This window comes from Bradyrhizobium erythrophlei (assembly GCF_042430365.1).
GTDB lineage: Bacteria > Pseudomonadota > Alphaproteobacteria > Rhizobiales > Xanthobacteraceae > Bradyrhizobium > Bradyrhizobium erythrophlei.
The window spans coordinates 629,827-652,618 of sequence record NZ_JBHMET010000274.1 but is presented as its reverse complement, the minus strand read 5'-3'; the positions used below and the strand labels follow the sequence as shown (position 1 = coordinate 652,618).

The window sequence follows — 22,792 nt, the reverse complement described above, 5'->3', positions numbered from 1 at the left end:
GTTTGCGCGTTTAGCAAATTACTCATCCGGCTAAGTTTGGGTGGCCTGCGATGAACGAGCTTCGCGCCGAACGCCTCCAAGTCATGTTGTCCCCCGAAGAGCTGGCAGCCGTCGACGATTTCCGTTTCAAGCACCGGATGCCGACACGCGCCGCGGCGGTCCGCGAGCTGCTCAAGCTCGGCCTTGCCAGTCTGGGGGCGGACGCGATCGCCGGTGTAAAATCCAGCGATTACGGCGTGTTCGATCGCGGACCGGAGGGACACATGCAGGCCGCGGATACGGAGAGGCGCGAGGAGGACTGACCGCGCGCCAGCGCGGCCGGCACGTCACCGCGGCACGGAGCCTGCCTCACCCCGCGCCGAAGAGATCGGCGATCCCCTTCAGAATGGCGACCACGAGCGCCGACGAACACAACGCCGTGCCGAGATCGGCCAGGTAAAGCAGCTGTGCCCTCTGCTCTGGATCAAGTTGCGCTATCGCCTTGCGCATGGCCAACTCCCTCCCCCTTCCGCTTGCGCGCATAGCCGGAATCGGATCGAGCACGATGAAAGAACGCGGTGCATGCGCGTCCGTTCCGTTGAGCGATTGCGGGAGGGAAAACGCCCGCGTCAGCCCCGCTGCAGCGCGAGCGTGACGCCGCCGAGCGTCAGCACCATGGCGCCGATCTCGCGCAGGCCGAGCGGCTCGCCGAGGATGAGCGCGGCCGAGATCACGCCGATCACAGGCACCAGCAGCATGCCGGTCGAGGCCGAGGTCGGCGGCAGGCGGCGCAACGTCTCGAACCAGGTGAGGTAGCAGACGCCCATCGGTATCAGCGTCATGTAGACGAAGCAGCCGAGGCCGAGCGGCGTGATCGCGGTGATGTCGGGATGCTCGAACAGCACGCCGAGCAGGAGCATCACGAGGCAGCCGATGCCGACCTGCCAGGCCACCACGGCAAGCGGCGGCATCGGCAGCGGCTTGCGGTTCAGCACGTTGCCAAGCGCGAACAGGATGGCGCAGGCGAGCGCCAGCGCGATGCCGGTGAGCTTGCCGACGCTGAAGGCATAGCCTTTGCCGCCAAGCAGGAGCGCGACGCCGGCAACCCCGAGCACCAGCGCCGCGACGTCGCGCAGCGTCGGGCGGGCATGGAGCACCGGCCAGGCGAACAGCATCGCCCAGATCGGCATGGTGTAGGCGAGCAGCGCGCCCTCGCCGACGGTGACGAACTTCATCGCCATGGTGCCAAAGCCCATCCAGGCGAAGACGTTGGTGAAGGAGGCGAACACAAGGCGCGCCATCGCCTCGCGCGGCACGGCAAGCGACTGCCCGCGCGACAGCGCCAGCGTGCCGAGGATCAGCGCGGCCGCGACCCCGGCGAGGCCGCGGGCGAACAGCGGCGGCCACAGCTGCAGCAACAGCTTCATCAAGGGCCAGTTCAACGCCCAGCCGAACGCCGTCACCAGGAGGCAGAGGAAGCCGATCGATCTGTCGCGCCGCGTGGTGTCCATGGCAAGCGCTTAGCAGCCCCGGGCCGGCGGCTCCACATCACGTTGCGCATGCCGCGGCGCGAATATTTCGTAGCCCGGATGGAGCGCAGCGAAATCCGGGGAGCTCTCGCGGCCGGCGCAACTGCTCCCGGATTTCGCTCCGCTTCATGCGGGCTACGAACCGACATACCCAAAAAAAGCGGCGCACCTTTCGGCGCGCCGGATCAGTTGACCAGCTAACGTGAAACTCAGGACCTCACGCCGAGGCCGCCCGCGGCGCGCGGTTGCGCGAGTTGCGCTGGAAGAACAGCGCCTGGCTCGCGACCGCCGACACCATCGCAGGCTGGAACGGCTTCGAGATCAGGAACGCGGGCTCCGGCCGCTCGCCGGTGAGGAAGCGCTCGGGATAGGCGGTGATGAACACCACCGGCACCTCGAAGGTCCGCAGCAGCTCGTTTACTGCATCCAGCCCCGACGAGCCGTCGGCGAGCTGGATGTCGGCGAGGATCAGACCGGGCTTCTTGTTCTTGGCGAGCGCCACCGCGTCGGAATGGGTGCGTGCGACGCCGATGACATTGTGGCCGAGATTCTTCACCAGGCTCTCGAGGTCCATGGCGATGAAGGTCTCGTCCTCGATGATCAGCACGTCGGTGGCGATCTCGGCGGCCATCTCGCGGCCGGCGGCATCGGTGAGCTTACGCGTCTCTGCGATGTCGATGCCGAGGATGTAGGCCACCTCCTCCTCCGAGAAGCCTTCCAGCGAGAGCAGCAGGAAGGCCTGGCGCGGCAGCGGCGTGATGTTGGAGAGCCTCCGCTCCGGCGGCAGCGACAGCGTCGCCACGTCGGCTTTGTCGTCGTTCACCGACACCGAATTCCAAATCTGGGTGAACAGGCGAAACAACCCGGCGCGCGGGCCATGCGTCTGGTCAAGCAGTGATGCGTCTTGCAGCAGGGCCTCGAGCATGGCCCCGACATAGGCGTCCCCCGACGCCTGGTTTCCGGTCAGCGCGCGGGCATAGCGGCGCAACAGCGGCAGATGTTCAGCAACGACCTGCGATCGGGACATTCCCACTCCATCCTTGTTCGTCAGCCTATCGGCCTGAAAACGCGTTGTCAGGGGGCGATATCTCGGTTGATGGGACGCCCCCCGGTTCCCCTGCATCCCCGACTACGCGTGAGCGTCGAAAAAGTTCCGTGAAATAGTTCCCCCGTTCCGGAACTTTCTGCGCAACTTTGCATTAGCTCGTCACCGACAAGGCGACGCGGCCAGACTCTCATTTCGAGGAAACGACTTGGAAATCAGAGACTTAACTCCCGGGGAAGCGTGGATCAGATCATGAAGGAAGTAAAGAAGCAGGGCGGTCTCAATGCCGAGATCCAATCACGAATCGGACACCAGCTTCGCGCCATGTACGACGACGTGGTGAGACAGGGGGTGCCGGACCGCTTCGCGGAGCTGATCCGCAAGCTCGACGGACCGGAGGCTGCCGCGGCTGCCGCTGCGGCCGGGGGCGATACCGACAAGAACAATGGAGGGGACTAATGCCTCTCACGAACCAACTTCGCGATGACATCCTGGCGGCGGTGCCGAGCCTGCGTGCCTTCGCGATCTCGCTGTCCGGCAATGGCGACCGCGCCGACGATCTGGTGCAGGAGACCTTGCTGCGCGCGATCGCCAATATCGATTCGTTCCAGCCGGGCTCCAACCTGCCGGCCTGGCTGTTCACCATCCTGCGCAACCTGTTTCGATCGGACTATCGCAAACGGCGGCGCGAGGTGGAGGATGGCGAGGGCAATTACGCCAAGACGCTGAAGAGCCAGCCGTCGCAGACCGCGCATCTGGAGTTCGAGGAATTCCGCGCCGCGCTCGACAAGCTGCCGCAGGACCAGCGTGAGGCACTGATCCTGGTCGGTGCCTCCGGCTTCTCCTATGAGGACGCGGCTGCGATCTGCGGCTGCGCGGTCGGCACCATCAAGAGCCGCGTCAACCGTGCGAGATCAAAACTGAGCGCACTGCTCTATGTCGACAGCGCCGAGGATTTCGGCCCCGACAACACCGTGCGCGCGGTGATCGGCGGCAACGGCGGGTAAACGAACGGGATGGGGAATGCAGAAAGGCGGCCCGAGCGGGCCGCCTTTTTGGTGTCTGCCACACCGTAGCCGCGAAGAGGTGAAACGAGCCTAGCTGGCCATCGCGTTCTTGAAGCCGTCCTCCTTGAAGCCGTTGCGCAGCGCGAGGATCGTCGCCGGTATCTCGGCGACCGGGACCGGACGACTGAACAGGAAGCCCTGGGCCTCGTTGCAGCCTTCGGCCCTCATGTGGTTCAACTGTTCGATCGTTTCGACTCCCTCGGCGATCGTCGTCATGCCGAGGCCTTTGCCAAGACTGATAACGGCACGGATAATCGATCTCGATCCATGGGTCGCCGTAGCGTCACGCACGAACGACTTGTCGATCTTCAGCTTGTCGAACGGGAAGCTGCGCAAATAGCTCAGCGAGGAATAGCCGGTGCCGAAATCGTCCAATGCGATGCGCACCCCCTGCGCCTTCAGCTTGTGGAGCGTTGCGATCGTCTCGGTGCTGTTCGCCAGAAAAACCGATTCGGTGATTTCGAGTTCAAGCCGCTGTGGAGACAATTTCGACGCCGTGAGCGCGTCGGCAACGATGTCAATGAACCCCGGATCGCGAAACTGGGCCGCAGAGACGTTGACCGCGATCTTCATCTCGCTCGGCCAGAAAGTGGCCTGCTCGCAGGCGCGATTGAGCACCCATTCGCCCAATGAGGCGATCAGCCCGATCTCCTCCGCGATCGGGATGAACTGATCGGGCGGCACCAGCCCGCGCTTTGGATGATGCCAGCGCAGCAGCGCTTCGAAGCCGCAGATGCGGTCGAGATGCAGGTCATAAAGCGGCTGGTAGAACAGCGCGAATTCGTCCTTGCTCATCGCCTCGCGAAGGTCGAGCTCGAGTGCCCGGCGTCTCTGCAGGCTTGCATCCATCGCGGGTTCGAAGAACCGCCAGGTCCCCCTGCCCTCCATCTTGGCGCGGTACAACGCCACGTCGGCGTTTTTCAGAAGCTTTTCTCCGGTCGTACCATCGCCCGGCGCCAGCGATATTCCGATGCTGCATCCGACGACGACACGATGCCCGCTCAGCTCATAAGGCGCTCCGACACACTCCACGATGCGGCGAGCCAGACGTTCGGTATCCTCACTGCCCTGGATCCCAATCTGTACGATTGCAAACTCGTCGCCGCCCAAACGAGCGACCGTATCGACTTCCCGAATGCACGCGTTCAGCCGGTCCGCGACGGCGCAGAGCAGCTCGTCGCCGACCGGATGACCAAGCGTATCGTTGACCTGTTTGAAGTTGTCGAGATCCAGACAGAACACCGCAAAGCCGAAGCCGCGGCCGGCCTGCGCAACCGCCTGCTCGATGCGTTCGGCCAGCAAGGTTCGATTGGGCAGCCTGGTCAGGGCGTCGTGCCGGGCCATGAACGCGATCTGCGATTCGGCGCGCTGCTGCTCGGTCACGTCTTCACAGGTAACGAGCCAGCCGCCGTCCGATGTCGACCGCTGGGCGATGGAGACGATACGCCCGTCGCTGAGGTGCTGAAGGTAGTTGCCGCCCTCTTCTCGGGATATCGACCGCGCGCGCTCAACCAGCAGATCGATCACGGTCTGCTTGCCGTGATTTCCTGCGGCGATGCTCAGCATGAGGAGATCTTCCAGCGTCATTCCCGGCGCGACGAGCTCGGGTGAAATATTGAATATCTCGCAGAAGCGGCGGTTGATGACCTGCAGCCGCCCCTCCCCGTCGTAGAGGCACAGCCCCTGCGACATATGCGTGAGCGCCGCATCAAGCCTCAGATTCGTGGCGTGCAGCTCGGCTTTCTGCTGCTTCAGCGTGGTGATGTCGCTGTAAACGAGAATGACGCCCCCCTCCTGCGTCTGACTCCGGCTGACGCGCAACCATCGTCCATCGGCAAGCCGGGCCTCGCTCGCGGATTCGTCGACGTCGGCATCCGCGGTCGCGAGTTCTGCGGCAGAATCGGCGTACACGAGTTGCGGGGAGTGACGGATGAATTCGCTTGCGCGCGAGTTGGCGAGCGCAATCTGGCCGTCCGCGTCCAGCAGCACGACGCCCTCGCGCGAGCTCTCGAGCGCATCGGAAAGCCGCGCCTGCGCAGACTGCCGTTGCGACACCTCCCGATTGACCATCGTCCTGATGTTGTCGCGCATCGTCTCCATCGCGGTCAGGAGAGTTCCCAGCTCGTCGCTGCCGCCCTCGGGGATCGTTGCGTTCAAGTCTCCGTCGGCGATCCTCCTTGCCGCCTTCGACGCGATGGCGACAGGCCCGATGATGCGGCGCGCAAGCAACCACGAAAAGAACACCGAGAGAATCAGCGCAATGGTCAGCCCCGCGATATTGAGCTGCAGATCCCGCTTGACCGTCGCAAGCGCCCGCTGCCGGAACAGGAAGGCGTCGCCGGCGGTATAGTTAACGAGCAGTTCAACCTGCTGACTGACGATCTTGGAGTATCGATCGACATCGCCGATCACGGGATCCGGCGGACGCGGTCCGGACACGGCATCGCTCGTCGAGGACGATCCGATGGCGCGACGATGAAGTGCCATCCAGGCGTCGGCCGCCTCCTGGACCTTGGCGGCCGCCTTCGCCGCCCGACTAGATTGCGACCGCTCGGTCGCGATCGTCAGGTCTTCCGAGAGCGCCTTCGCGAGCTCGTCAATCTGGCTATCGAGACTGGCGCGGACTGCCGGGTCCGTGGTCATGAGGCGTTGTGACGACGCCACGCGCATTGCGGCGAAATCGGCGCCGGCCGCGCGGGCGTAGTTGATCGACATCAATGATTCATCGAACGTCTTGGCGACAAGATCGCCCGCATGGCGGATCCCAAGGATGGAATACCCTCCGAGAGCCACCGCGACGGCGCTCATCGCAAGACAAAAGATCAGGATCTGAATCCGAATCGACCCCTTCGTCAGGGCCAGGCGTGAAAGGCGTGCGGTCACAAACCGAAGCGCCGCAACACTTCCCATTTTCGGATTGAACAGAAGACCCATGTCCGCTTTCGCCGTGATACCAGACGCTAAGGCCGCGCCGACCGCCGGACGCAGCGGAAATGACTGTCCTTAAATTGCTTTAGTAGTGACTGGAACTCATGCTGAAATCGTTAAGATCACGTGGCCATAATCGGCATGGCGGGTAATCCACGAGGCACCATTTCGGCTATAGGATGCCCGCTGTTCGACTTTGATGCGGGGGTTGAGAATGCAGTCAGGCTTGTTGCGCGCCTTGCGCCTGGGCAAGTTCGGTCGCGTGCCGATTGCGGCCGCAATCGCTGTGGGAACGCTGGCAGGAGCCGCTCTCGGCGCTAGCTCCTACACCATTTCGCAGAAGGACCAGGCATTCAAGCCCGCGCAGATTTCGATCAAGCGCGGCGAATCTTTACGATTCATTAACGACGACGGCGAGCTCCTCCATCACGCTTATTTGAGTTCGGACACGTTCAATTTCGATTCCGGCGATCAGCAACCGGGCAGCAAGTTCGACGTCGTGTTCTCCGAGGCCGGCGACTACACGGTGCTGTGCGGCATTCATCCGAAGATGAAGCTCGCCGTCCACGTCGCGAAGTAGCACCGCTTGTGCCGCTACAGTATCGACGTCCTGAATATCGCGGCGTGGCCGACATAGTAGACGAACAGCGTCACGGCCAGCGCTGCGCATAGCCCGACCGGGGCAAGCCACGGCGCGCGACGATCGCGCTCGGAGGTCTTGTTGTCGCAGACGATCGCGAACAGGACGGCGATGATCGCCGAGTGCCCGATCGCGTCGATTTTCCCGAATTCGAAGCACGCGCTGATGAACATCCCCGAAAGCACCACGGCCGCGCAGCGCCGGATCAGCGGCGTCCAGAGCAATGCAAAGGCAAGCGTGAACTCCACCATGCCCGCGGCGCGCATGTAGAACTCGTTGTCGAAGCCAAGCGTGATGCCGGCGTGCTCGATGAGCAGCGGAAAGCTCCATTCCGGGTAGGCCCATTTCTCGATGGACGCCCACATCAGGGTGACCCCGGCGGCATACCTGACGACGTCGAGCGGCCGAATTCCGAACAGGTCCTTCTGCAGCCCGACGAGCGCCAGGTAGGCGGCAACGCCGAGAAAGATCGGGTAGTCGGCCAGATGAAAGACGCCGTAATTGTAGACGGCAATTCCGAACAGCACCGCGATCCCCGCGGCCGACAGCGGCAACGTCCGTCGCGACAGCATTCCGGCGGCAACCGCGATCTGGAGCGCGCCCACGAGCGGTGACGTCGTCTTCAGCTCAGGGGTCAGCAGGATCCCGCCGACGGCCCAGATCGAGATGAAGAAGAAGCCGCAGACGGCGCGGATCATCTCCTCGGTGCGCAGCCGCAACGGGTTGGTGATGCGGTCCAGCGCCCGGATCGTCGCCTCGCCAACGGACGTGGGCTCAGCCAAGCAGCCGGCAAAGAGCCAAAGAACGGCAACGGCCAGCAGCAACTCGAAATCCAGGCACAGGACATTTTCGAGTCCCCGAGGCTGCCCGGCGACATCATACGCGCAGAACCATTTGACATGCGCCTCCGCGTCCCGTGACGCCACGACGCAAAACAAGATTCCAACGATGCATTTGGCGAAGAAGGAGCTTCCCCGGGATACCGAATTGGCGTCCCGCTCCCGTCGACTGAACATCGCAACAATTGCCCACTTTTAACGATCTGTTCATCTTACATTAAATTTTACCGATTTTCGCCGGCCAACACCCCCTGGTTGTTTCGTAGTTAACGGCGCCGGGCGGGCGTTTTGCGCCGTTTTTGCCCCGATTGCTTCAGATTTTAGCTAATTTCGGCACGGAGGCTCAATTCCACCTGTCGTAGTGAAAGCCCGGACGAGGTCGGATTGGGAGCCGGTAGATGTTCGGAGCGTTGAGCGTCGTGACTGTCGGGGTGGGCTCGGTGCTCGCCTACGGAGCCAAATGGTATCCGTCGCGGACCGATATGCTGGAGACCTGCGCAGGTGCGTTTCTGATCGTCGGCCTTGGCCTGTTGGGATCGGCACTGCCCCATCTGTCCTGACAAGCGTCCGAGTGCGGGCCGATCAGGTTCGCCCGGTCAGCGCGGCAACGTCGGCACGACGGGAGCCTGCGCGGATGCGGTCAGGGTTTGAAGGAAGGCGATCAGATCCTTCTTCTCGCTCTCCGTCAGGGACAAGGGCCTTATCTCAGGCGATCTGCTCGGGCGGTCGACCCCGCCCTTGTTGTAAAGCTCGATGACATCTTCCAAGGTCGCGACCGATCCGTCGTGCATGTAGGGCGCACGCCGCGCAACGTCGCGCAGCGTCGGGGTCTTGAACGCATAGCGCAGCTTCGCCGACGTCGGAAACAGCCGTCCGCGCCCGATGTCATCGTCCTTGGCGGTTCCGATATCCTGGAAAGACCCGTCCGAGAAGGATGGTCCACTGTGGCAGGACGCGCACCGCGCCTTGCCGTTGAAGAGCTGGAAGCCCTGCTTTGCGGCGGCGCTGATCGCGGTGTCGTCTCCCTTGATCCAGCGGTCGAACGGCGCCTCGCCCGCAACGATCGAACGCTCGAAGGTCGCCAAAGCCGCCTCGATTCGCGGCCGCGTGACCGCGCCATCGCCAAATGCACGGCGGAACACATCGACGTAAGCCGGGATCGCTGAAAGGCGGGCAATCAAGTCCGGCTCGGGGAGATTCATGTTCGCCGGATTCTTGATCGGTCCGAATGCAACGGACTCGAGATCCTTGAACTTGCCATCCCACCCGAGCGGCTCGGTGAAGGCCACATCGATCAGGGTTGGTGCACGGATCGGCAGGCCATTCGGATCTTCACCGATTGCACGCGGAAGGCCGTCCGCCCATGACAGCGATGGATTGTGGCAGGTCGCGCAGGAGCGGGTCTTGGAGCCCGACAGCAGCGGATCGAAAAACAGCATCTCTCCGAGGGCGGATTTCGCTTCGGAATAGGGGTTGCTGCTTGGGAAGGGAATTGCGTCCGGCCGACGATAGCTGGCGCGGATCGTCGCGAGGTCGTCGGGCGGCGCCTTCGCGGCCGTCAAGGCAAGCGGCAGCCCTACCGGCAAAAGTGCCGCGAGCACGGTCAGGCTGACCCAAAGCCTCATCGGGGTCCTCGAAACGGTATCCTGCCCGGTGTATGCCGGAGCATGTTCAATGAAGGTTTAACAATTGGTTGCGGGCGACTACGGGGATCAGCTCCCCGAAAAGCTCCCGGAGTAGTTTTCAAGACCGGTTTTTCGCCCTGCTATTCCCGGACGGTGCCGCCCGGGGGGGGGTCATTTCGACCGATCCAGTCGGTTCCTGCCGCCGGCGCCCCTACTTCTTCACCGGCCGCACCGGCTGGGAGAACTGCTCGGTGCGGTCGCGCTCGGTCATGTCGACCACGGTGTCCATCGGCGCGGTCAGCTCGTAGACATAGGAGACGTCGGTGAAGTAGCGCTTGGCGGTGCCGCCGAGCGCTTCCGGCGCGACGCGGTCGAGCAGGATCAGGCCGAAATCGGAGTCCGCGCGCCGCGTCGCCTCGCTGGTGTTGAACTCCTCCCAGCGGAAATGGAAGATCGAATCCGCGGCCTCGCCATTGACCTCCCAGTTGGCGACGATGTGCGGATGCTTGCCGACCAGCGACAGGCCCTCGTCGGAATGCGAGGCGAGCTCGAAGAACAACAGCGACAGCGATTGCGCGGCGCGCGCGCTCACCGTGATGTCGGGGCCGTTGACCGCGATGCGGTCGGCATGCGGGATCGAGCGTGATTCGAACAGGCCCTTCAGCTTGACGCCCTGCCACTGGCTCTCGCTGAGCAGCGTCACCACGTTCGACATCGCGTGAATGCGTCCGATCAGGAGCTCGCGCGCGACGTCGATGTCGGCGCCGTGGCGCAGCGTGCGCGTGACGATCGACTGGATCACCGCGAGGATGTTCTTCACACGATGATTGAGCTCGTCGATCACCGCCGTGAGGCGGCGTTCGAAGCCGATCCGAACCTCGATCTCGCGGCTGAGGCGCAGATTGTTGTAGGCGACGTAGCCGAACAGGCCGCAGACGATGCCGGTCAGCGCAAGCCCAATCGCCGCGACGATGGTGGCGGTCTGCTGCGCGCGCGCCATGGCGTTGGTCTTGGCGTAATAGTCGAGCGACCAGTCGCGGCCGCCGAACGTCACCGTGCGCACCATCGACGGCGTCGGCCCACCCTGGCGCACCGCGCGCGAGGTGACGACGCCCTGCTCGTTCGCCGTGAACTCGTCGTTGGCGTCCCGCGGATCCTTCAGCGCGACGGCGAACAGCGAGGCATCGTCGTTGGTCAGCATCAGCGACGCCAGCTCGTAGGAAAAAGTGACGAAGCCGGCCGGCTCGGAAGCCCCGTCCTGGATCACCGGCGCCGCCAGCACGACGCCGACCGGGCCGTTCTGCCGCAACAGGGGGATCGGATCGGAGGCGACGGGCTTGGCTTCCGCCATCGCCTGCGTCAGCATCGGGCCGACCACCGAGTGGCGGTCGAAGGCGCGGCCCGGGATGTTCAACGTCTCCGGGTTGCGCGGCTCGACGTCCATCAGCGCGTCGATCGGCTTGTCGATTGCCTTGAGGTCGAGCGGCTGATCATCGAAATCGCGGATCTTCGGATCGGTGAAGCCGGCACTCTTCAGCTCCGCCTCCGCCGCCGGCAATTCGCCCGGCTTCAGCCGCGCGATCCAGGCGGCGACGACGAAATCGGTCTTGAAGGCATAGATCGCCGAGCGCAGCGGCTGCAGCATGTTGGCTTTCACCGTCGAGGGCGAGCGAAACAGCCCGGACGCGACCCGCGCCAGGAGCTCGCGCTCGGTCAGGCGGTCCTGCACCAGACTCGCATGGACGTCGATCGCCCGCGCCAGCGCGATGCCATCGAGCGCCAGCTCCTGATCGTGCACCCGATAGGCGGCAAGACCGGAGAGCAAGACTCCGATCAGACCGATCAAGGCGACGATGAAGCCCAGCCGAACCACTCGCTTACTCGGCAATCAAGGGGGGGTGAAAAGGGATGGAAAGCATCTGGCGTCTACGGGAGCGGCAACACGACAATATGCGATCAGCGCCAACCGCGGCGGAATATGGAATAGCGATCATCGGTACGCAACTAGAGCTGGCCGGCAACATTAACGATGGCCTCCGCGCGGCTGATCTTTGGCGGCGCCAGTGGTTGCTAATCGACAAAGTTGGATTTTGTTCCGCCCATTGCGCAGCATTTTCGTGGCGGGCAGGCGCGGGCCGCGTATTCCCGAACTTCGTCCCCCTATGCTGAGGGTCGCATAGCCCGGATGAAGCGCAGCGCAATCCGGGTCGTCTCGCCGTGGAGAGGCCGGTCCCGGATTTCGCTGCGCTTCATCCGGGCTACGCAAGGGCCGGTGCGCGGAGATGACCATGCCACAATGATTAACGGCTAGCCGGCCTAGGCCTTGCCCTTCGCCTGCGACCGCAGGCCGCCCTTGGTCTCGATGAAGCTGATGATGCGGTCGAGGCCGTCGCTTTTCTTCAGGTTGGTCATCACGAAGGGCCGTTCCCCGCGCATCCGCCTCGCATCGCTTTCCATCTTCTCAAGCGACGCTCCGACATAAGGCGCGAGGTCGGTCTTGTTGATCACGAGAAGGTCAGACCGGGTGATTCCCGGACCGCCCTTGGAGGGGATCTTGTCGCCGGCGGCGACGTCGATGACATAGATCGTGAGGTCGGCGAGCTCCGGCGAGAAGGTCGCGGCGAGATTGTCGCCGCCGGATTCGATCAGGACCAGGTCGAGATCGGGAAACTTGGCCCGCATGTCGGCGACGGCGGCAAGGTTCATCGAGGCGTCCTCGCGGATCGCGGTGTGCGGACAGCCACCGGTCTCGACGCCCGCGATGCGGTCTGGCGTCAGCGACCCCGACCGGACCAGAAACTCGGCGTCCCATTTGGTGTAGATGTCGTTGGTGATGGCGGCGATGTCGTAGCGTTCGCGCATCGCCTTGCAGAGCAGGTCCATCAACGCGGTCTTGCCCGACCCGACGGGGCCGCCGACACCGACGCGCAACGGGCCGTGAGAGTTCGACATATGAGGGCCCCTTTCCGTTATCGTCGTCCCTGCCGAGTGTAGCGCATCATGAGCGGAACAGCCTCGTATACTGTGTCTCATGCCGCAGGCTGGCGAGGTCGGCGCGGAAGGTCGCGCCGCCGAGATCGTCGAGCGATGCCGCGGCGGCGCGCCGCGCGGTCGCGGCGACCGCGGGCTCGAGATCGGCCAGCACGCGCTGGCTGTCGGTCTGCCCGAGCGGGATCAGCCGGGCGCCGGCGGAAATCCAGTTCGAGAGCACGGCGTGAAAGAAGGCGTGCAGCGCCGGTTCGAGCGGAATTCCGTGGGCGGCGCTGACGAGGCCGACCGCGACCGGATACACGACCCCGCCGTCGCAGGCGGCGATAACAGCGTCGAGATCCGCCGAGTTCCAGGCGGCGCGGGCGATGTCGATGAAGGCGCGGCCCTGCGACGTGGTCTCGAGCTGCCGCTCGCGCGAGGGCACGAAGGCCACGGCGAGCTCGGCGATTTCCTTCAGTCGGGCGTGGTCAGCGGCAGATGCTGCGTGATGTGCGTGCGCGAGGAACACACCGTCGCAAAACCCGCTTCCCTCGGTGAGCATCGCCGCGAGCCAGCCGCGCAGCGATGCGGCATCGGTGATGTCGCCCGCCTCGACCGCCCATTCGAGGCCGCTGGAATAGGCGAACGCGCCGACCGGGAAGGACGGCGATAACCAGGTCAACAGCCGATACAGCGCCGCCGCCTCACGCTCCGTCATCCCCCCGCTCGCCGCGGCGGGATCAGGCTCATTTGTGGTCATGAGCATGGGAGTGGTCGTGATGCCCATCACCGTGGTGATGGTCGTGGCCGCAATGCTCGTCATGATGGTGGTGATTGTGACCACTGGCGTGATCGTGATCACTGGCGTGATCGTGATCGCCGGCATGATGGTGGTGATGGCCATGATCGTGGGCATGGTCATGATCATGAGCGTGATCGTGGCCGGTGTGGTGATGCGCATGCGGCTCTTCCGCATGGGCATGCCCGGCATAGGCGCCGCCCTCGGGATCGAACGGCGCTTCGATCTCGATCACGCGGGCGCCGAGCCCCTTCACCATCGCCTCGATGACGTGATCGCGGCGGATGCGCAGGCCCTTCGGCATGATCTGCGTCGGCAGATGGCGGTTGCCGAGGTGCCATGCGACCCGGATCAGGTGGTGCGGGTCCTGCCCCCGGATTTCGACCAGCGGCTCGGGGGCGGCGACCACCTCGATCAGCCGGCCGTCCTCCAGCACCAGCGCATCGCCGCCGCGTAGCGCAACGGCGTTTTCGAGATCGAGCAGGAATTCAAGCCCGCGCGTCCCCGTCATCGCCATCCGCCGCCGGTGCCGGTCATCGAAATCGAGCACGACGGTGTCGGCCGGCGCTTCCTTCCAGCGATGCTGTCCCAGAACCTTGGTCGCGCGGATCATCGGAGCCTTCATCTAGATGCGTTAGAACTTCTCGACCTTGCCATCGCTGATGATCTCGATCACCGTCGGCCCGGTCTTCATTTGGGCGGAATGGTCGCGCCATACCTTCATGTGTGGCGCCCTGGCATGGGCGTTGAGGTCGTCGCGGCTTTCCCAGCGCTCCACCACCACATAGAGGTTGGGATCGTTGACGCTGACGTGGCCGTCGTAGGAAAGGCAACCCTTCTCCTTGCGGGTCTCGACCGTGCAGGCCTTGTGGCCGCGGATGAAATCCTCCCGTGCTTCCGGCTTCATCGGCGTGGTGGCGATGACGTAGATCATGGATTGCCTCCTGTTCTTGTTCTTGGCTAGCGGACGTCGACCTTCTCCGGCGTGATCACCTCGATCCGCGGCGGCGCGGTGATGCATTTCACCACGACGCGGCCGAACGCCTTCATGTGCTCGGCGGTGCGATGCGGCACCAGCGCCTCGGCATTCTCCCACTGCTCGACGAACACCATCTTGCTTTGGTCGGTGACGCTCTCATGGAGATCATAGGCGATGTTGCCGGGCTCCTTCCTTGTCTCCTTGATGCAGGCCGTCGCCGCGGCGATGAACTCGGCGCGGGTCTCGGGCTTGATGGTCAGCGTTGCGACAACGTAAATCACGGAAAATCCTCCCGGTTTTCTTTTCTGGTTCAGATACCGGGAGCGGTTTTAGAACATAAAATAGCGCTGTGCCATGGGCAGCACCTCCGCCGGCGCGCAGGTCAGAAGCTCGCCGTCTGCGCGCACCTCATAGGTCTCCGGGTCAACCTCGATATCGGGGGTTGCATCATTGTGGATCATGCTCTTCTTGGAGATTTTGCCGCGGGTGTTCTGCACCGCGTAGAGCTTCTTGGAGATGCCGAGCTTGCGGGCGAGGCCGCCGGTCGCCGCCGCCTTGGAGGTGAACACCACCGAGGACGCCGTCAGCGATTTGCCGAAGGCGGCGAACATCGGCCGGTAGTGCACCGGCTGCGGCGTCGGGATCGAGGCGTTGGGATCGCCCATCGGAGCTGCCACGATCGAGCCACCCTTGATGATGCAGTCGGGCTTGACCCCGAAGAAGGCCGGCGACCACAGCACGAGGTCGGCAAGCTTGCCTTTCTCAACCGAACCAATCAGCTTCGAGACGCCATGCGCGATCGCGGGGTTGATGGTGTATTTGGCGATGTAGCGCTTGACGCGGAAATTGTCGTTGTCGTTGCCCTTGTCCGGCGGCAATGCCCCGCGCTGCTTCTTCATCTTGTCGGCGGTCTGCCAGGTGCGGATGATGACCTCCCCTAACCGGCCCATCGCCTGCGAGTCCGAGGACATCATCGAGAGCGCGCCGAGATCATGCAGGATGTCCTCGGCGGCGATCGTCTCTTTCCGAATCCGGCTTTCGGCAAACGCCAGATCTTCCGCGATCGATGGATCGAGGTGATGGCACACCATCAGCATATCGAGATGCTCGTCGATGGTGTTGCGGGTGAACGGCCGCGTCGGGTTGGTCGAGGACGGCAGCACGTTCTTCAGTCCCGCGATCTTGATGATGTCGGGCGCGTGGCCGCCGCCGGCGCCTTCGGTATGGAAGGCATGGATGGTGCGACCCTTGAACGCCTTCACCGTGTCCTCGACAAAGCCGGACTCGTTCAGCGTGTCCGAATGCAGCATCACCTGGACGTCGTAATCATCGGCAACCGAGAGGCAGGTATCGATTGCCGACGGCGTGGTGCCCCAATCCTCGTGCAGCTTCAGCGCACAGGCGCCGGCCTTGATCATTTCGACGAGGGCCGCCGGGCGCGAGGCGTTGCCCTTGCCCGAGATACCGAGATTGACCGGGAAGGCATCGAACGACTGGATCATCCGCCCCATGTGCCACGGCCCGGGCGTGCAGGTCGTGGCGAATGTGCCGTGCGAGGGCCCGGTGCCGCCGCCCAGCATCGAGGTGACGCCAGACATCAGCGCGTGCTCGATCTGCTGTGGGCAGATGAAATGGATGTGGCTGTCGAACCCGCCGGCGGTGAGGATCTTGCCCTCGCCCGCGATCACGTCGGTGCCGGGCCCGATGATGATGGTGACGTTGGGCTGGATGTCGGGATTGCCGGCCTTGCCGATCGCGGCGATCATGCCCTCCCTGATCGCGACGTCGGCCTTCACGATGCCCCAGTGATCGACGATCAGCGCGTTGGTGATCACGGTGTCGGCGGCGCCTTGCGCATTCGTCACCTGCGACTGCCCCATGCCGTCGCGGATCACCTTGCCGCCGCCGAACTTCACCTCCTCGCCATAGGTGGTGAGATCCTTCTCGACCTCGATGATGAGGTCGGTGTCGGCGAGCCGCACCCTGTCGCCGGTGGTCGGCCCGAACATGTCGGCATAGACGGAACGTTTGATTTTCGTGCTCACAGCGTGCTCCTTGCAAGCCTGACGGTGTCGTCGAACATCTGGTCGAGGGTTGCGTTGCCGCCGCGACAGCCCGCCACAACCTTCTCGGCCCAGTCGACATAGTCGGTGAGATCCTCCTCGCGCTTCTCCGAACTTGGGTTCGGATAAATGCGCGCAAGGATATTGCTGATCTTGTCGGCGATCTTGATGAGCTTCGCATCCGATGACTTGTGCGGGGCGTCATCGATCTGCCGCTGCCGTCGCTCCGTTTTGGAAAGCGACATGTCGTCAGTCACCTCAGCCACGAGCGCGGCGACGCGGGCGCCGAATTCTTCTTCGAGTTCGTCGCGCGTCGTTCGGGTGTCCTCGAGGGTGTCGTGCAGCCAGCCGGCCGCGACTAGCTCGGCGTCTGCTCCATCGGTCACGATGGCAAGCGCGTTGGCGACCTCCGCGAGATGATTGAGGTAGGGCTCGCCAGGTCGTCCCTTGCGCGTCATGCCGGCGTGACTATGCGCGGCGAGTTCGGCCGCCGCGGAGACGAGTCGAAGGCCCTTTAGCATGGCGTCACAGCTTGCCCTTCACCTCGCCGCGGAAGCCGTAGATCGTGCGCTTGCCAGCGAGTGACACGAGTTGCACGTCGCGGGTCTGGCCGGGCTCGAAGCGGACGGCGGTGCCGGCGGCGATGTCGAGCCGCATGCCGCGCGCCTTCTTGCGGTCGAATTTCAGCGCCGGATTGGTCTCGAAGAAATGGTAGTGCGAGCCGACCTGGATCGGTCGGTCGCCGGTGTTGGCGACCGACAGTGTCACGGTCTTGCGGCCTGCATTGAGCTCGATTTCGCCGTCCTTGATGAAGAGTTCGCCGGGGATCATGTCGCACTCCTATCGGATCGGGTCATGCACGGTGACGAGTTTTGTCCCGTCAGGGAACGTCGCCTCGACTTGGATGTCGTGGATCATCTCGGGGATTCCGGCCATCACCTGGTCGCGCGTCAAAACCTTGGCGCCGGCTTGCATCAGTTCGGCGACCGTGCGCCCGTCGCGCGCGCCCTCGACGATGAAATCGGTGATCAGCGCAACCGCCTCGGGGTGGTTCAGCTTGACGCCGCGCTCGAGCCGGCGGCGCGCCACCATGGCCGCCATCGAAACCAGGAGCTTGTCCTTTTCGCGGGGAGACAGATTCATGCGAGCACTCTGATGGTCTTGAAAGGGATTAGTTGAGCCACAGCCTCGGCAGCGGGACGGCTGAGGCGCGGCCGAGCACCGTCATCATGTCGGTGCGCAGCCTCGCCGCATCTTGGGCACAGAAGCGCGCCATTGCAAACCCATTCCAGGCGGAGATGCCGACCTCGCCGCCGAAACTGCCCGAGGCCTCGCGGATGCGCTCGACCAGCGCCTCGTCGCCCGGCACGATCAGCGCGGTGCCGATCGCGGCGCCGCCATTGGCGATCGCGGGCCTGGCGAGCTTTTCGCCGATCTCGCCGTCGAGGCGAATGGTCTCGGCGAACACCAGCCGGCCGCCGCGACGCAGGCGCCAGCGGTCGACGAACTCGCCATGGCGCATGGTCTCGCCCATCGCGGCGCGGCCGAACACCACGATTTCGCAGAGCAGCAACGAGGCCTGTTCGGCAAGGTCGATGTCGAAGCGCCTGACGATGCGGGCGCGATCGAACAAGATGGTCTCCTGCGGCAACCAGGCGAGATGCGCGCCCGCCTGAACCTTCAGCGCGATGTTGAGCCGCGCCGCTGGCCCCGGCGCGCGATAGACCTTTTCCGCCGCGGCCGTGGTCAGCGTCAGCCGGGCGCCTTCCTCAGCCGCGATCTCGATGTCGAGGCGGTCGCCGCCGGCAATGCCGCCCGCGGTGTTGACGAACATCGCCGAGAGGCCTTCGCCCTCCGGCGAGGGAAAGCGGACGCGCAAGGAGCCGGACTCATGGAGGTCACCGCGGCGGGTGACGCCACCCCTCAGATGCACGCCGAACCGCACCGCGCCCTGGGCGCGATTGGCGGCAAATGTCGCTGAGGCCGCGCCGGCGCTCTCCGTCCGCATCCGCTCCTCACCGGCGTCATGGAGCCCGGTGCCGAACTCCAGCGTCTTTGTTTGACGCGTTTTCTTCACGCGAACCGGTACCCACTTCGCTCGAAAACGCTTTGGTTACAGCGCCATCTGGCGGCTGATCTCGGCGGGATCGAGGCTCGCACGGTCGCAGGCATATTTCACCGCACCCCGGTCCATCACCGCGAAACTGTCGCCGAGTTCGCAGGCAAAGTCGAGATATTGTTCAACCAGCACGATCGCGATGTTGCCGAGGTTACGCAAATAGGAGATGGCGCGGCCGATATCCTTGATGATCGAGGGCTGGATGCCCTCGGTCGGCTCGTCCAGCAGCAGGAGCTTTGGCCGCATCACCAGCGCGCGGCCGATCGCGAGCTGCTGCTGCTGGCCGCCGGAGAGGTCGCCGCCGCGACGGCCGAGCATGGTCTGCAACACCGGAAACAGCGAGAACACGTCGTCGGGGATGTTGCGGTCCTCGCGCTTCAGCGGACCGAAGCCGGTCTTCAGGTTCTCCTCCACCGTGAGCAGCGGGAAGATCTCGCGGCCCTGCGGCACGAAGCCGATGCCGCGCCGCGCGCGCTCGTAAGGCTTCAGCGCGGTGATGTCCTTGCCGTCGAAACTGATGGCGCCGGAGGCGATCGGATATTGCCCGACCAAAGCGCGGAGCAGCGAGGTCTTGCCGACGCCATTGCGCCCGAGCACGCAGGTCACCTTGCCGGGCTCGGCCGCAAGCGAGACGCCACGCAGCGCCTGCGCCGCGCCATAGAACAGGTTGATGTTGTCGACCTTCAGCATCGCTTAACGCCCCAAATACACTTCGACGACCCGCTCGTTCGACGACACCTGGTCGATCGAGCCTTCGGCCAGCACCGAGCCTTCATGCAGGCAGGTCACCTTGACGCCGAGCTCGCGCACGAAGGTCATGTCGTGCTCGACCACCATGATGGTGTGGTTCTTGTTGATTTCCTTCAACAGCTCCGCGGTCAGATGGGTCTCGACGTCGGTCATGCCGGCGACCGGCTCGTCGACCAGCAGCACCTTCGGATCCTGCGCCAGCAGCATGCCGATCTCGAGCCACTGCTTCTGGCCGTGCGACAGGCTGCCGGCGAGGCGGTTGCGGGCATCGGTCAGGCGGATGGTCTCGAGCACCTTGTCGATCCGCTCCGACTCGGCCCCGCTGCCGCGCCAGAACAGCGTGCCGCGGACCGAGTGATCGACATTGAGCGCGAGCAGGAGATTGTCCTGCACGGTCTGGCTCTCGAACACCGTCGGCTTCTGGAACTTGCGGCCGATACCGAGCTCAGCGATGCGGGTCTCGTCGAGCCGCGTCAGGTCGACCGTGCCGTCGAACAGCACGCTGCCGGCGTCCGGCTTGGTCTTGCCGGTGATGATGTCCATCATCGTAGTCTTGCCGGCGCCATTCGGGCCGATGATGGCGCGCATCTCGCCGGGCGCGAGCGTCAGCGACAAATTGTTGATGGCGTGGAAGCCGTCGAACGAGACGTGCACGCCGTCGAGATAGAGCATTGCCGAGGTAGCGCGGGTATCCATGACGTTCATGTGCCTACTCCGCCATCTTCGGTGCGCTGATGCCGTCTTCGCGCGCCGCGCTCGCCTCGTCGGCCGCGATGCCCGCACTGCGCCGGGTCTCACGCCAGCTGCTGAAGGTACCGACGATGCCCTTGGGCAGCAGCAGCGTCACCAGGATGAACAGCGCGCCGAGCATGAACAGCCAGTACGGCGCCAGCGGGCCCGAGGTGAAGAAGGTCTTGGCGTAGTTGACGACGACGGCGCCGAGCGCTGCCCCCACCAGCGTGCCGCGGCCGCCGACCGCGACCCAGATCACCGCTTCAATCGAGTTGCCGGGCGCGAATTCGCTGGGGTTGATGATGCCGACCTGCGGCACGTAGAGCGCGCCGGCGACACCGGCCATGCAGGCTGACAGCGTGAACACGAACAGCTTGTAGGATTCGACGCGGTAGCCGAGGAAGCGGGTGCGGCTTTCGGCGTCGCGCACCGCGATCAGGACCTTGCCGAGCTTGGAGGTGACGACCGCGCGGCAGATCACGAAGGCGATCAGGAGCGCAAGGCAGCTCAGCAGGAACAGCGCGCAACGCGTGCCGTCGGCCTGTACGTTGAAGCCGAGGATGTCCTTGAAGTCGGTCAGGCCGTTGTTGCCGCCGAAGCCGAAATCGTTGCGGAAGAACCCGAGCAACAGCGCATAGGTCATCGCTTGCGTGATGATCGAGAGATACACGCCGGTGACGCGGGAGCGGAAGGCGAGCCAACCGAAGCAGAAGGCGAGCAGGCCCGGCACCAGCACCACCATCAGCGCCGCGAAGTAGAATTTGTCGAAGCCGTACCAATACCAGGGCAGCCTGTCCCAGTTCAGGAACACCATGAAGTCGGGCAAAACGGGATTGCCGTAGACGCCGCGGCTGCCGATCTGCCGCATCAGGTACATGCCCATGGCGTAGCCGCCGAGCGCGAAGAACGCGCCGTGGCCGAGCGAGAGGATGCCGCAATAGCCCCAGATCAGATCGATCGAGAGCGCCAGGATGGCGTAGCAGACATATTTACCCCACAGCGCCACCAGATAGGTCGGCACCTGGAACATCGAGCCCTGCGGCAGCAGCAGGTTCGACAGCGGGATCAGCACGCCGATCGCCGCGACGATCAGGACGAATGCGGTCGCGCCGCGATCGAGCGAGCGGGTGAGGATGTGCGGGCTCATGCTTCCACCGCCCGTCCCTTGAGCGCGAACAGGCCGCGCGGCCGCTTCTGGATGAACAGGATGATCAGCACGAGAATGGCGATCTTGCCGAGCACGGCGCCCGCGACCGGCTCCAGGAACTTGTTGGCGATGCCGAGCGTGAAGGCGCCGACCAGCGTGCCCCAGAGATTGCCGACGCCGCCGAACACCACGACCATGAAGCTGTCGATGATGTAGCTCTGGCCGAGGTTCGGGCTGACATTGTCGATCTGCGACAGCGCCACGCCGGCGATCCCGGCAATGCCGGAGCCGAGGCCGAAGGTCAGCGCGTCGACCCGCGAGGTGGCGATCCCCATCGAGGCCGCCATCCGGCGATTCTGCGTCACCGCGCGCATCTCGAGCCCGAGCGCGGTATAGCGCAGCATCGCGAGCAGGATCGCGAACACGGCGAGCGTGAAGCAGAGGATCCAGAGCCGGTTATAGGTGATGGTGATCTGGCCGAGCTCGAAGGCGCCGCTCATCCAGGAGGGGTTGCCGACCTCGCTGTTGGTCGGACCGAACACGGTGCGCACCGCCTGCTGCAGCACCAGCGACAGGCCCCAGGTCGCAAGCAGCGTCTCCAGCGGGCGGCCATAGAGGAAGCGGATAATACTGCGCTCGATCAGGACGCCGATGCCGCCGGCAACCAGGAAGGCGAGCGGCACCGCGATAAAGAGCGAATAGTCGAACAGGCCGGGATAGCGGGTGCGGATCACCTCCTGCACGACGAAGGTGGTGTAGGCCCCGAGCATCACCATCTCGCCATGCGCCATGTTGATGACGCCCATCACGCCGAAGGTGATGGCCAGTCCAATCGCGGCGAGCAGCAGCACCGAGCCGAGCGAGAGGCCGTACCAGGCGTTCTGCACCATCGACCACATCGCCAGATTGCCCTGGATCGAGGAGATCGCGGCGGCGGCCGCCTTGGCGACCAGCGGCGGCTGCTCGGTGCCGAGGCCGGTCAGAAGCGCCATCGCTTCCTGATCGCCGCGCGCCTTGATCACGGCGATGGCCTCCAGCTTGTCGTTGTCCGAGGCGTCGGACTTGAACAGCAGGATCGCGGCGCGCGCCTCGGCGAAGGCTTGCTTGACCGCCTTGTTGGTCTCCTTGGCGAGCGCGCTTTCGACCGTCGGCAGCGCGCTTTCCTCGTGGCTCTTGAACACCGATTGCGCGGCCGCCAGGCGCTTGGCCGGATCAGGCGACAGCAGCGTCAGGCCGCCGAGCGCGGCCTCCACGGTGCGGCGCAGGCGGTTGTTGAGGCGAACCGCTGCGGCGTTGTCCGGCAGCTTGTCGACGGCCGCACCGGTTGCGGCGTCGATGACCTTGTCGTCGGCCTGCGTGATGAAGACCTTCTTGGTCTCAGGGTCGGCGGACAGGCGGCCATCCTGCAGCGCGCTGATGATCGGGAACGCGAGCGGATTGCCCGAGGCCGCGATCTCGCCGATCGCCTCCTCGGTGTCGGAAAATTCGTCATTGGCGAATTTGGCGACCGAGTCCTCGAACGGACCGGCCAGCGCGGGCAGGGCAAGGCAGCCAAGCAGCAGAAGCGATAAAAACAGCGCG

Annotated in this window: 26 protein-coding genes; 5 read left to right on the top strand and 21 right to left on the bottom strand. The window is 64.4% G+C overall.

The features are described 5' to 3' along the window. Positions 1–50 precede the first annotated feature (50 nt). Entirely contained in the window at positions 51–302 is a 252-nt protein-coding gene (locus ACFFWD_RS44945) for a hypothetical protein (RefSeq protein WP_376975900.1), read from the top strand. 46 nt (positions 303–348) lie between these two features. Here ACFFWD_RS44945 and ACFFWD_RS44940 read toward each other — a convergent pair whose 3' ends face one another. The 3 genes from ACFFWD_RS44940 to ACFFWD_RS44930 all read right to left on the bottom strand — a co-directional run bounded on the left by ACFFWD_RS44940 (position 349) and on the right by ACFFWD_RS44930 (position 2,535). Next, positions 349–489 carry a hypothetical protein gene (locus ACFFWD_RS44940; protein WP_376975898.1) on the bottom strand — a complete coding sequence of 47 codons (141 nt, stop codon included), beginning with the start codon at positions 487–489 and terminating at the stop codon, positions 349–351. A gap of 119 nt (positions 490–608) precedes the next feature. Then, positions 609–1,490 carry a DMT family transporter gene (locus tag ACFFWD_RS44935; RefSeq protein ID WP_376975897.1) on the bottom strand — a complete coding sequence of 294 codons (882 nt, stop codon included), beginning with the start codon at positions 1,488–1,490 and terminating at the stop codon, positions 609–611. Between the two features lie 235 nt (positions 1,491–1,725). Then, a complete protein-coding gene (locus ACFFWD_RS44930) occupies positions 1,726–2,535 on the bottom strand; it encodes a response regulator (RefSeq protein WP_376975896.1) in 810 nt (269 codons plus the stop codon). 270 nt (positions 2,536–2,805) lie between these two features. Here ACFFWD_RS44930 and ACFFWD_RS44925 point away from each other — a divergent pair, with 270 nt between their 5' ends. Beyond that, positions 2,806–3,012 (top strand): NepR family anti-sigma factor, encoded by a 207-nt coding sequence (locus ACFFWD_RS44925; protein WP_212498050.1) that lies wholly within the window; start codon positions 2,806–2,808, stop codon positions 3,010–3,012. After that, complete coding sequence (locus tag ACFFWD_RS44920) at positions 3,012–3,560, top strand: sigma-70 family RNA polymerase sigma factor (RefSeq protein WP_376975895.1); 549 nt, start codon at positions 3,012–3,014, stop codon at positions 3,558–3,560. The genes ACFFWD_RS44925 and ACFFWD_RS44920 overlap by 1 nt, the downstream gene beginning before the upstream one ends. Positions 3,561–3,650: 90 nt before the next feature. Here ACFFWD_RS44920 and ACFFWD_RS44915 read toward each other — a convergent pair whose 3' ends face one another. Then, the gene (locus ACFFWD_RS44915) at positions 3,651–6,530 is read right to left on the bottom strand and encodes an EAL domain-containing protein (RefSeq protein WP_376975991.1); all 2,880 of its coding nucleotides are present in this window, start codon (positions 6,528–6,530) and stop codon (positions 3,651–3,653) included. 232 nt (positions 6,531–6,762) lie between these two features. On the opposite strand from ACFFWD_RS44915, the gene ACFFWD_RS44910 reads away from it, so the two are divergent. After that, a complete protein-coding gene (locus tag ACFFWD_RS44910; protein WP_376975894.1) occupies positions 6,763–7,128 on the top strand; it encodes a methylamine utilization protein in 366 nt (121 codons plus the stop codon). 14 nt (positions 7,129–7,142) lie between these two features. Here the strand turns inward: ACFFWD_RS44910 and ACFFWD_RS44905 are convergent, their stop codons facing one another. Further along, on the bottom strand, positions 7,143–8,126 hold the full coding sequence (locus ACFFWD_RS44905) for a hypothetical protein (protein ID WP_376975990.1): 984 nt from the start codon (positions 8,124–8,126) through the stop codon (positions 7,143–7,145). Between the two features lie 299 nt (positions 8,127–8,425). On the opposite strand from ACFFWD_RS44905, the gene ACFFWD_RS44900 reads away from it, so the two are divergent. Beyond that, positions 8,426–8,587, top strand: coding sequence for a hypothetical protein (locus ACFFWD_RS44900; protein ID WP_376975893.1), 162 nt, complete (start codon positions 8,426–8,428; stop codon positions 8,585–8,587). Positions 8,588–8,623: 36 nt separating this feature from the next. Here ACFFWD_RS44900 and ACFFWD_RS44895 read toward each other — a convergent pair whose 3' ends face one another. From ACFFWD_RS44895 to urtB, 16 genes are all read right to left on the bottom strand, one after another. Beyond that, positions 8,624–9,652: a cytochrome-c peroxidase gene (locus ACFFWD_RS44895; RefSeq protein ID WP_376975892.1), complete on the bottom strand. Its 1,029-nt coding sequence runs from the start codon at positions 9,650–9,652 to the stop codon at positions 8,624–8,626. A gap of 211 nt (positions 9,653–9,863) precedes the next feature. Next, positions 9,864–11,525 (bottom strand): CHASE domain-containing protein, encoded by a 1,662-nt coding sequence (locus tag ACFFWD_RS44890; protein WP_376975891.1) that lies wholly within the window; start codon positions 11,523–11,525, stop codon positions 9,864–9,866. Between the two features lie 443 nt (positions 11,526–11,968). After that, positions 11,969–12,604, bottom strand: coding sequence for an urease accessory protein UreG (ureG, locus tag ACFFWD_RS44885; protein ID WP_376975890.1), 636 nt, complete (start codon positions 12,602–12,604; stop codon positions 11,969–11,971). A gap of 46 nt (positions 12,605–12,650) precedes the next feature. Further along, positions 12,651–13,388 (bottom strand): urease accessory protein UreF, encoded by a 738-nt coding sequence (locus ACFFWD_RS44880; protein ID WP_376975989.1) that lies wholly within the window; start codon positions 13,386–13,388, stop codon positions 12,651–12,653. Continuing rightward, on the bottom strand, positions 13,369–14,034 hold the full coding sequence (locus ACFFWD_RS44875; RefSeq protein ID WP_376975889.1) for an urease accessory protein UreE: 666 nt from the start codon (positions 14,032–14,034) through the stop codon (positions 13,369–13,371). Before ACFFWD_RS44875 ends, ACFFWD_RS44880 begins: the two co-directional genes overlap by 20 nt. 21 nt (positions 14,035–14,055) lie before the next feature. Beyond that, on the bottom strand, positions 14,056–14,355 hold the full coding sequence (locus ACFFWD_RS44870) for a putative quinol monooxygenase (protein WP_376975888.1): 300 nt from the start codon (positions 14,353–14,355) through the stop codon (positions 14,056–14,058). 26 nt (positions 14,356–14,381) lie between these two features. Further along, a complete protein-coding gene (locus ACFFWD_RS44865) occupies positions 14,382–14,681 on the bottom strand; it encodes a putative quinol monooxygenase (RefSeq protein WP_376975887.1) in 300 nt (99 codons plus the stop codon). A gap of 48 nt (positions 14,682–14,729) precedes the next feature. After that, positions 14,730–16,445, bottom strand: coding sequence for an urease subunit alpha (gene ureC, locus ACFFWD_RS44860; RefSeq protein ID WP_376975886.1), 1,716 nt, complete (start codon positions 16,443–16,445; stop codon positions 14,730–14,732). Beyond that, positions 16,442–16,984 (bottom strand): HD domain-containing protein, encoded by a 543-nt coding sequence (locus tag ACFFWD_RS44855; RefSeq protein ID WP_376975885.1) that lies wholly within the window; start codon positions 16,982–16,984, stop codon positions 16,442–16,444. The genes ureC and ACFFWD_RS44855 overlap by 4 nt, the downstream gene beginning before the upstream one ends. Before the next feature lie 4 nt (positions 16,985–16,988). Beyond that, a complete protein-coding gene (locus tag ACFFWD_RS44850) occupies positions 16,989–17,294 on the bottom strand; it encodes an urease subunit beta (RefSeq protein ID WP_376975883.1) in 306 nt (101 codons plus the stop codon). A gap of 9 nt (positions 17,295–17,303) precedes the next feature. After that, positions 17,304–17,606: an urease subunit gamma gene (locus ACFFWD_RS44845; protein WP_376975882.1), complete on the bottom strand. Its 303-nt coding sequence runs from the start codon at positions 17,604–17,606 to the stop codon at positions 17,304–17,306. Between the two features lie 28 nt (positions 17,607–17,634). Next, complete coding sequence (locus ACFFWD_RS44840; RefSeq protein WP_376975988.1) at positions 17,635–18,471, bottom strand: urease accessory protein UreD; 837 nt, start codon at positions 18,469–18,471, stop codon at positions 17,635–17,637. A gap of 105 nt (positions 18,472–18,576) precedes the next feature. Beyond that, positions 18,577–19,272 carry an urea ABC transporter ATP-binding subunit UrtE gene (gene urtE, locus ACFFWD_RS44835; protein WP_376975881.1) on the bottom strand — a complete coding sequence of 232 codons (696 nt, stop codon included), beginning with the start codon at positions 19,270–19,272 and terminating at the stop codon, positions 18,577–18,579. 3 nt (positions 19,273–19,275) lie between these two features. Continuing rightward, positions 19,276–20,037 carry an urea ABC transporter ATP-binding protein UrtD gene (gene urtD / locus ACFFWD_RS44830; RefSeq protein WP_376975880.1) on the bottom strand — a complete coding sequence of 254 codons (762 nt, stop codon included), beginning with the start codon at positions 20,035–20,037 and terminating at the stop codon, positions 19,276–19,278. Positions 20,038–20,041: 4 nt separating this feature from the next. Beyond that, positions 20,042–21,211, bottom strand: a complete 1,170-nt coding sequence (urtC, locus tag ACFFWD_RS44825) for an urea ABC transporter permease subunit UrtC (protein WP_376975879.1) — start codon at positions 21,209–21,211, stop codon at positions 20,042–20,044. Further along, positions 21,208–22,788, bottom strand: coding sequence for an urea ABC transporter permease subunit UrtB (gene urtB / locus ACFFWD_RS44820; RefSeq protein ID WP_376975987.1), 1,581 nt, complete (start codon positions 22,786–22,788; stop codon positions 21,208–21,210). The genes urtC and urtB overlap by 4 nt, the downstream gene beginning before the upstream one ends. Positions 22,789–22,792 lie beyond the last annotated feature (4 nt).

Bases quoted from the DNA above. Each gene is read 5' to 3' on its own strand.
- ACFFWD_RS44915 (WP_376975991.1), bottom strand. From the start codon at position 6,530: ATGGGAAGTGTTGCGGCGCTTCGGTTTGTGACCGCACGCCTTTCACGC.
- ACFFWD_RS44875 (WP_376975889.1), bottom strand. From the start codon at position 14,034: ATGATCCGCGCGACCAAGGTTCTGGGACAGCATCGCTGGAAGGAAGCG.
- ACFFWD_RS44845 (WP_376975882.1), bottom strand. From the start codon at position 17,606: ATGAATCTGTCTCCCCGCGAAAAGGACAAGCTCCTGGTTTCGATGGCG.
- ACFFWD_RS44870 (WP_376975888.1), bottom strand. From the start codon at position 14,355: ATGATCTACGTCATCGCCACCACGCCGATGAAGCCGGAAGCACGGGAG.
- ACFFWD_RS44945 (WP_376975900.1), top strand. From the start codon at position 51: ATGAACGAGCTTCGCGCCGAACGCCTCCAAGTCATGTTGTCCCCCGAA.
- urtC (WP_376975879.1), bottom strand. From the start codon at position 21,211: ATGAGCCCGCACATCCTCACCCGCTCGCTCGATCGCGGCGCGACCGCA.
- ACFFWD_RS44855 (WP_376975885.1), bottom strand. From the start codon at position 16,984: ATGCTAAAGGGCCTTCGACTCGTCTCCGCGGCGGCCGAACTCGCCGCG.
- ACFFWD_RS44880 (WP_376975989.1), bottom strand. From the start codon at position 13,388: ATGCTCATGACCACAAATGAGCCTGATCCCGCCGCGGCGAGCGGGGGG.
- ureG (WP_376975890.1), bottom strand. From the start codon at position 12,604: ATGTCGAACTCTCACGGCCCGTTGCGCGTCGGTGTCGGCGGCCCCGTC.
- ACFFWD_RS44920 (WP_376975895.1), top strand. From the start codon at position 3,012: ATGCCTCTCACGAACCAACTTCGCGATGACATCCTGGCGGCGGTGCCG.
- ACFFWD_RS44850 (WP_376975883.1), bottom strand. From the start codon at position 17,294: ATGATCCCCGGCGAACTCTTCATCAAGGACGGCGAAATCGAGCTCAAT.
- urtE (WP_376975881.1), bottom strand. From the start codon at position 19,272: ATGCTGAAGGTCGACAACATCAACCTGTTCTATGGCGCGGCGCAGGCG.
- ACFFWD_RS44900 (WP_376975893.1), top strand. From the start codon at position 8,426: ATGTTCGGAGCGTTGAGCGTCGTGACTGTCGGGGTGGGCTCGGTGCTC.
- ACFFWD_RS44940 (WP_376975898.1), bottom strand. From the start codon at position 489: ATGCGCAAGGCGATAGCGCAACTTGATCCAGAGCAGAGGGCACAGCTG.
- ACFFWD_RS44925 (WP_212498050.1), top strand. From the start codon at position 2,806: ATGAAGGAAGTAAAGAAGCAGGGCGGTCTCAATGCCGAGATCCAATCA.
- urtD (WP_376975880.1), bottom strand. From the start codon at position 20,037: ATGAACGTCATGGATACCCGCGCTACCTCGGCAATGCTCTATCTCGAC.
- ACFFWD_RS44840 (WP_376975988.1), bottom strand. From the start codon at position 18,471: ATGCGGACGGAGAGCGCCGGCGCGGCCTCAGCGACATTTGCCGCCAAT.
- ACFFWD_RS44895 (WP_376975892.1), bottom strand. From the start codon at position 9,652: ATGAGGCTTTGGGTCAGCCTGACCGTGCTCGCGGCACTTTTGCCGGTA.
- ACFFWD_RS44930 (WP_376975896.1), bottom strand. From the start codon at position 2,535: ATGTCCCGATCGCAGGTCGTTGCTGAACATCTGCCGCTGTTGCGCCGC.
- ACFFWD_RS44935 (WP_376975897.1), bottom strand. From the start codon at position 1,490: ATGGACACCACGCGGCGCGACAGATCGATCGGCTTCCTCTGCCTCCTG.
- ACFFWD_RS44910 (WP_376975894.1), top strand. From the start codon at position 6,763: ATGCAGTCAGGCTTGTTGCGCGCCTTGCGCCTGGGCAAGTTCGGTCGC.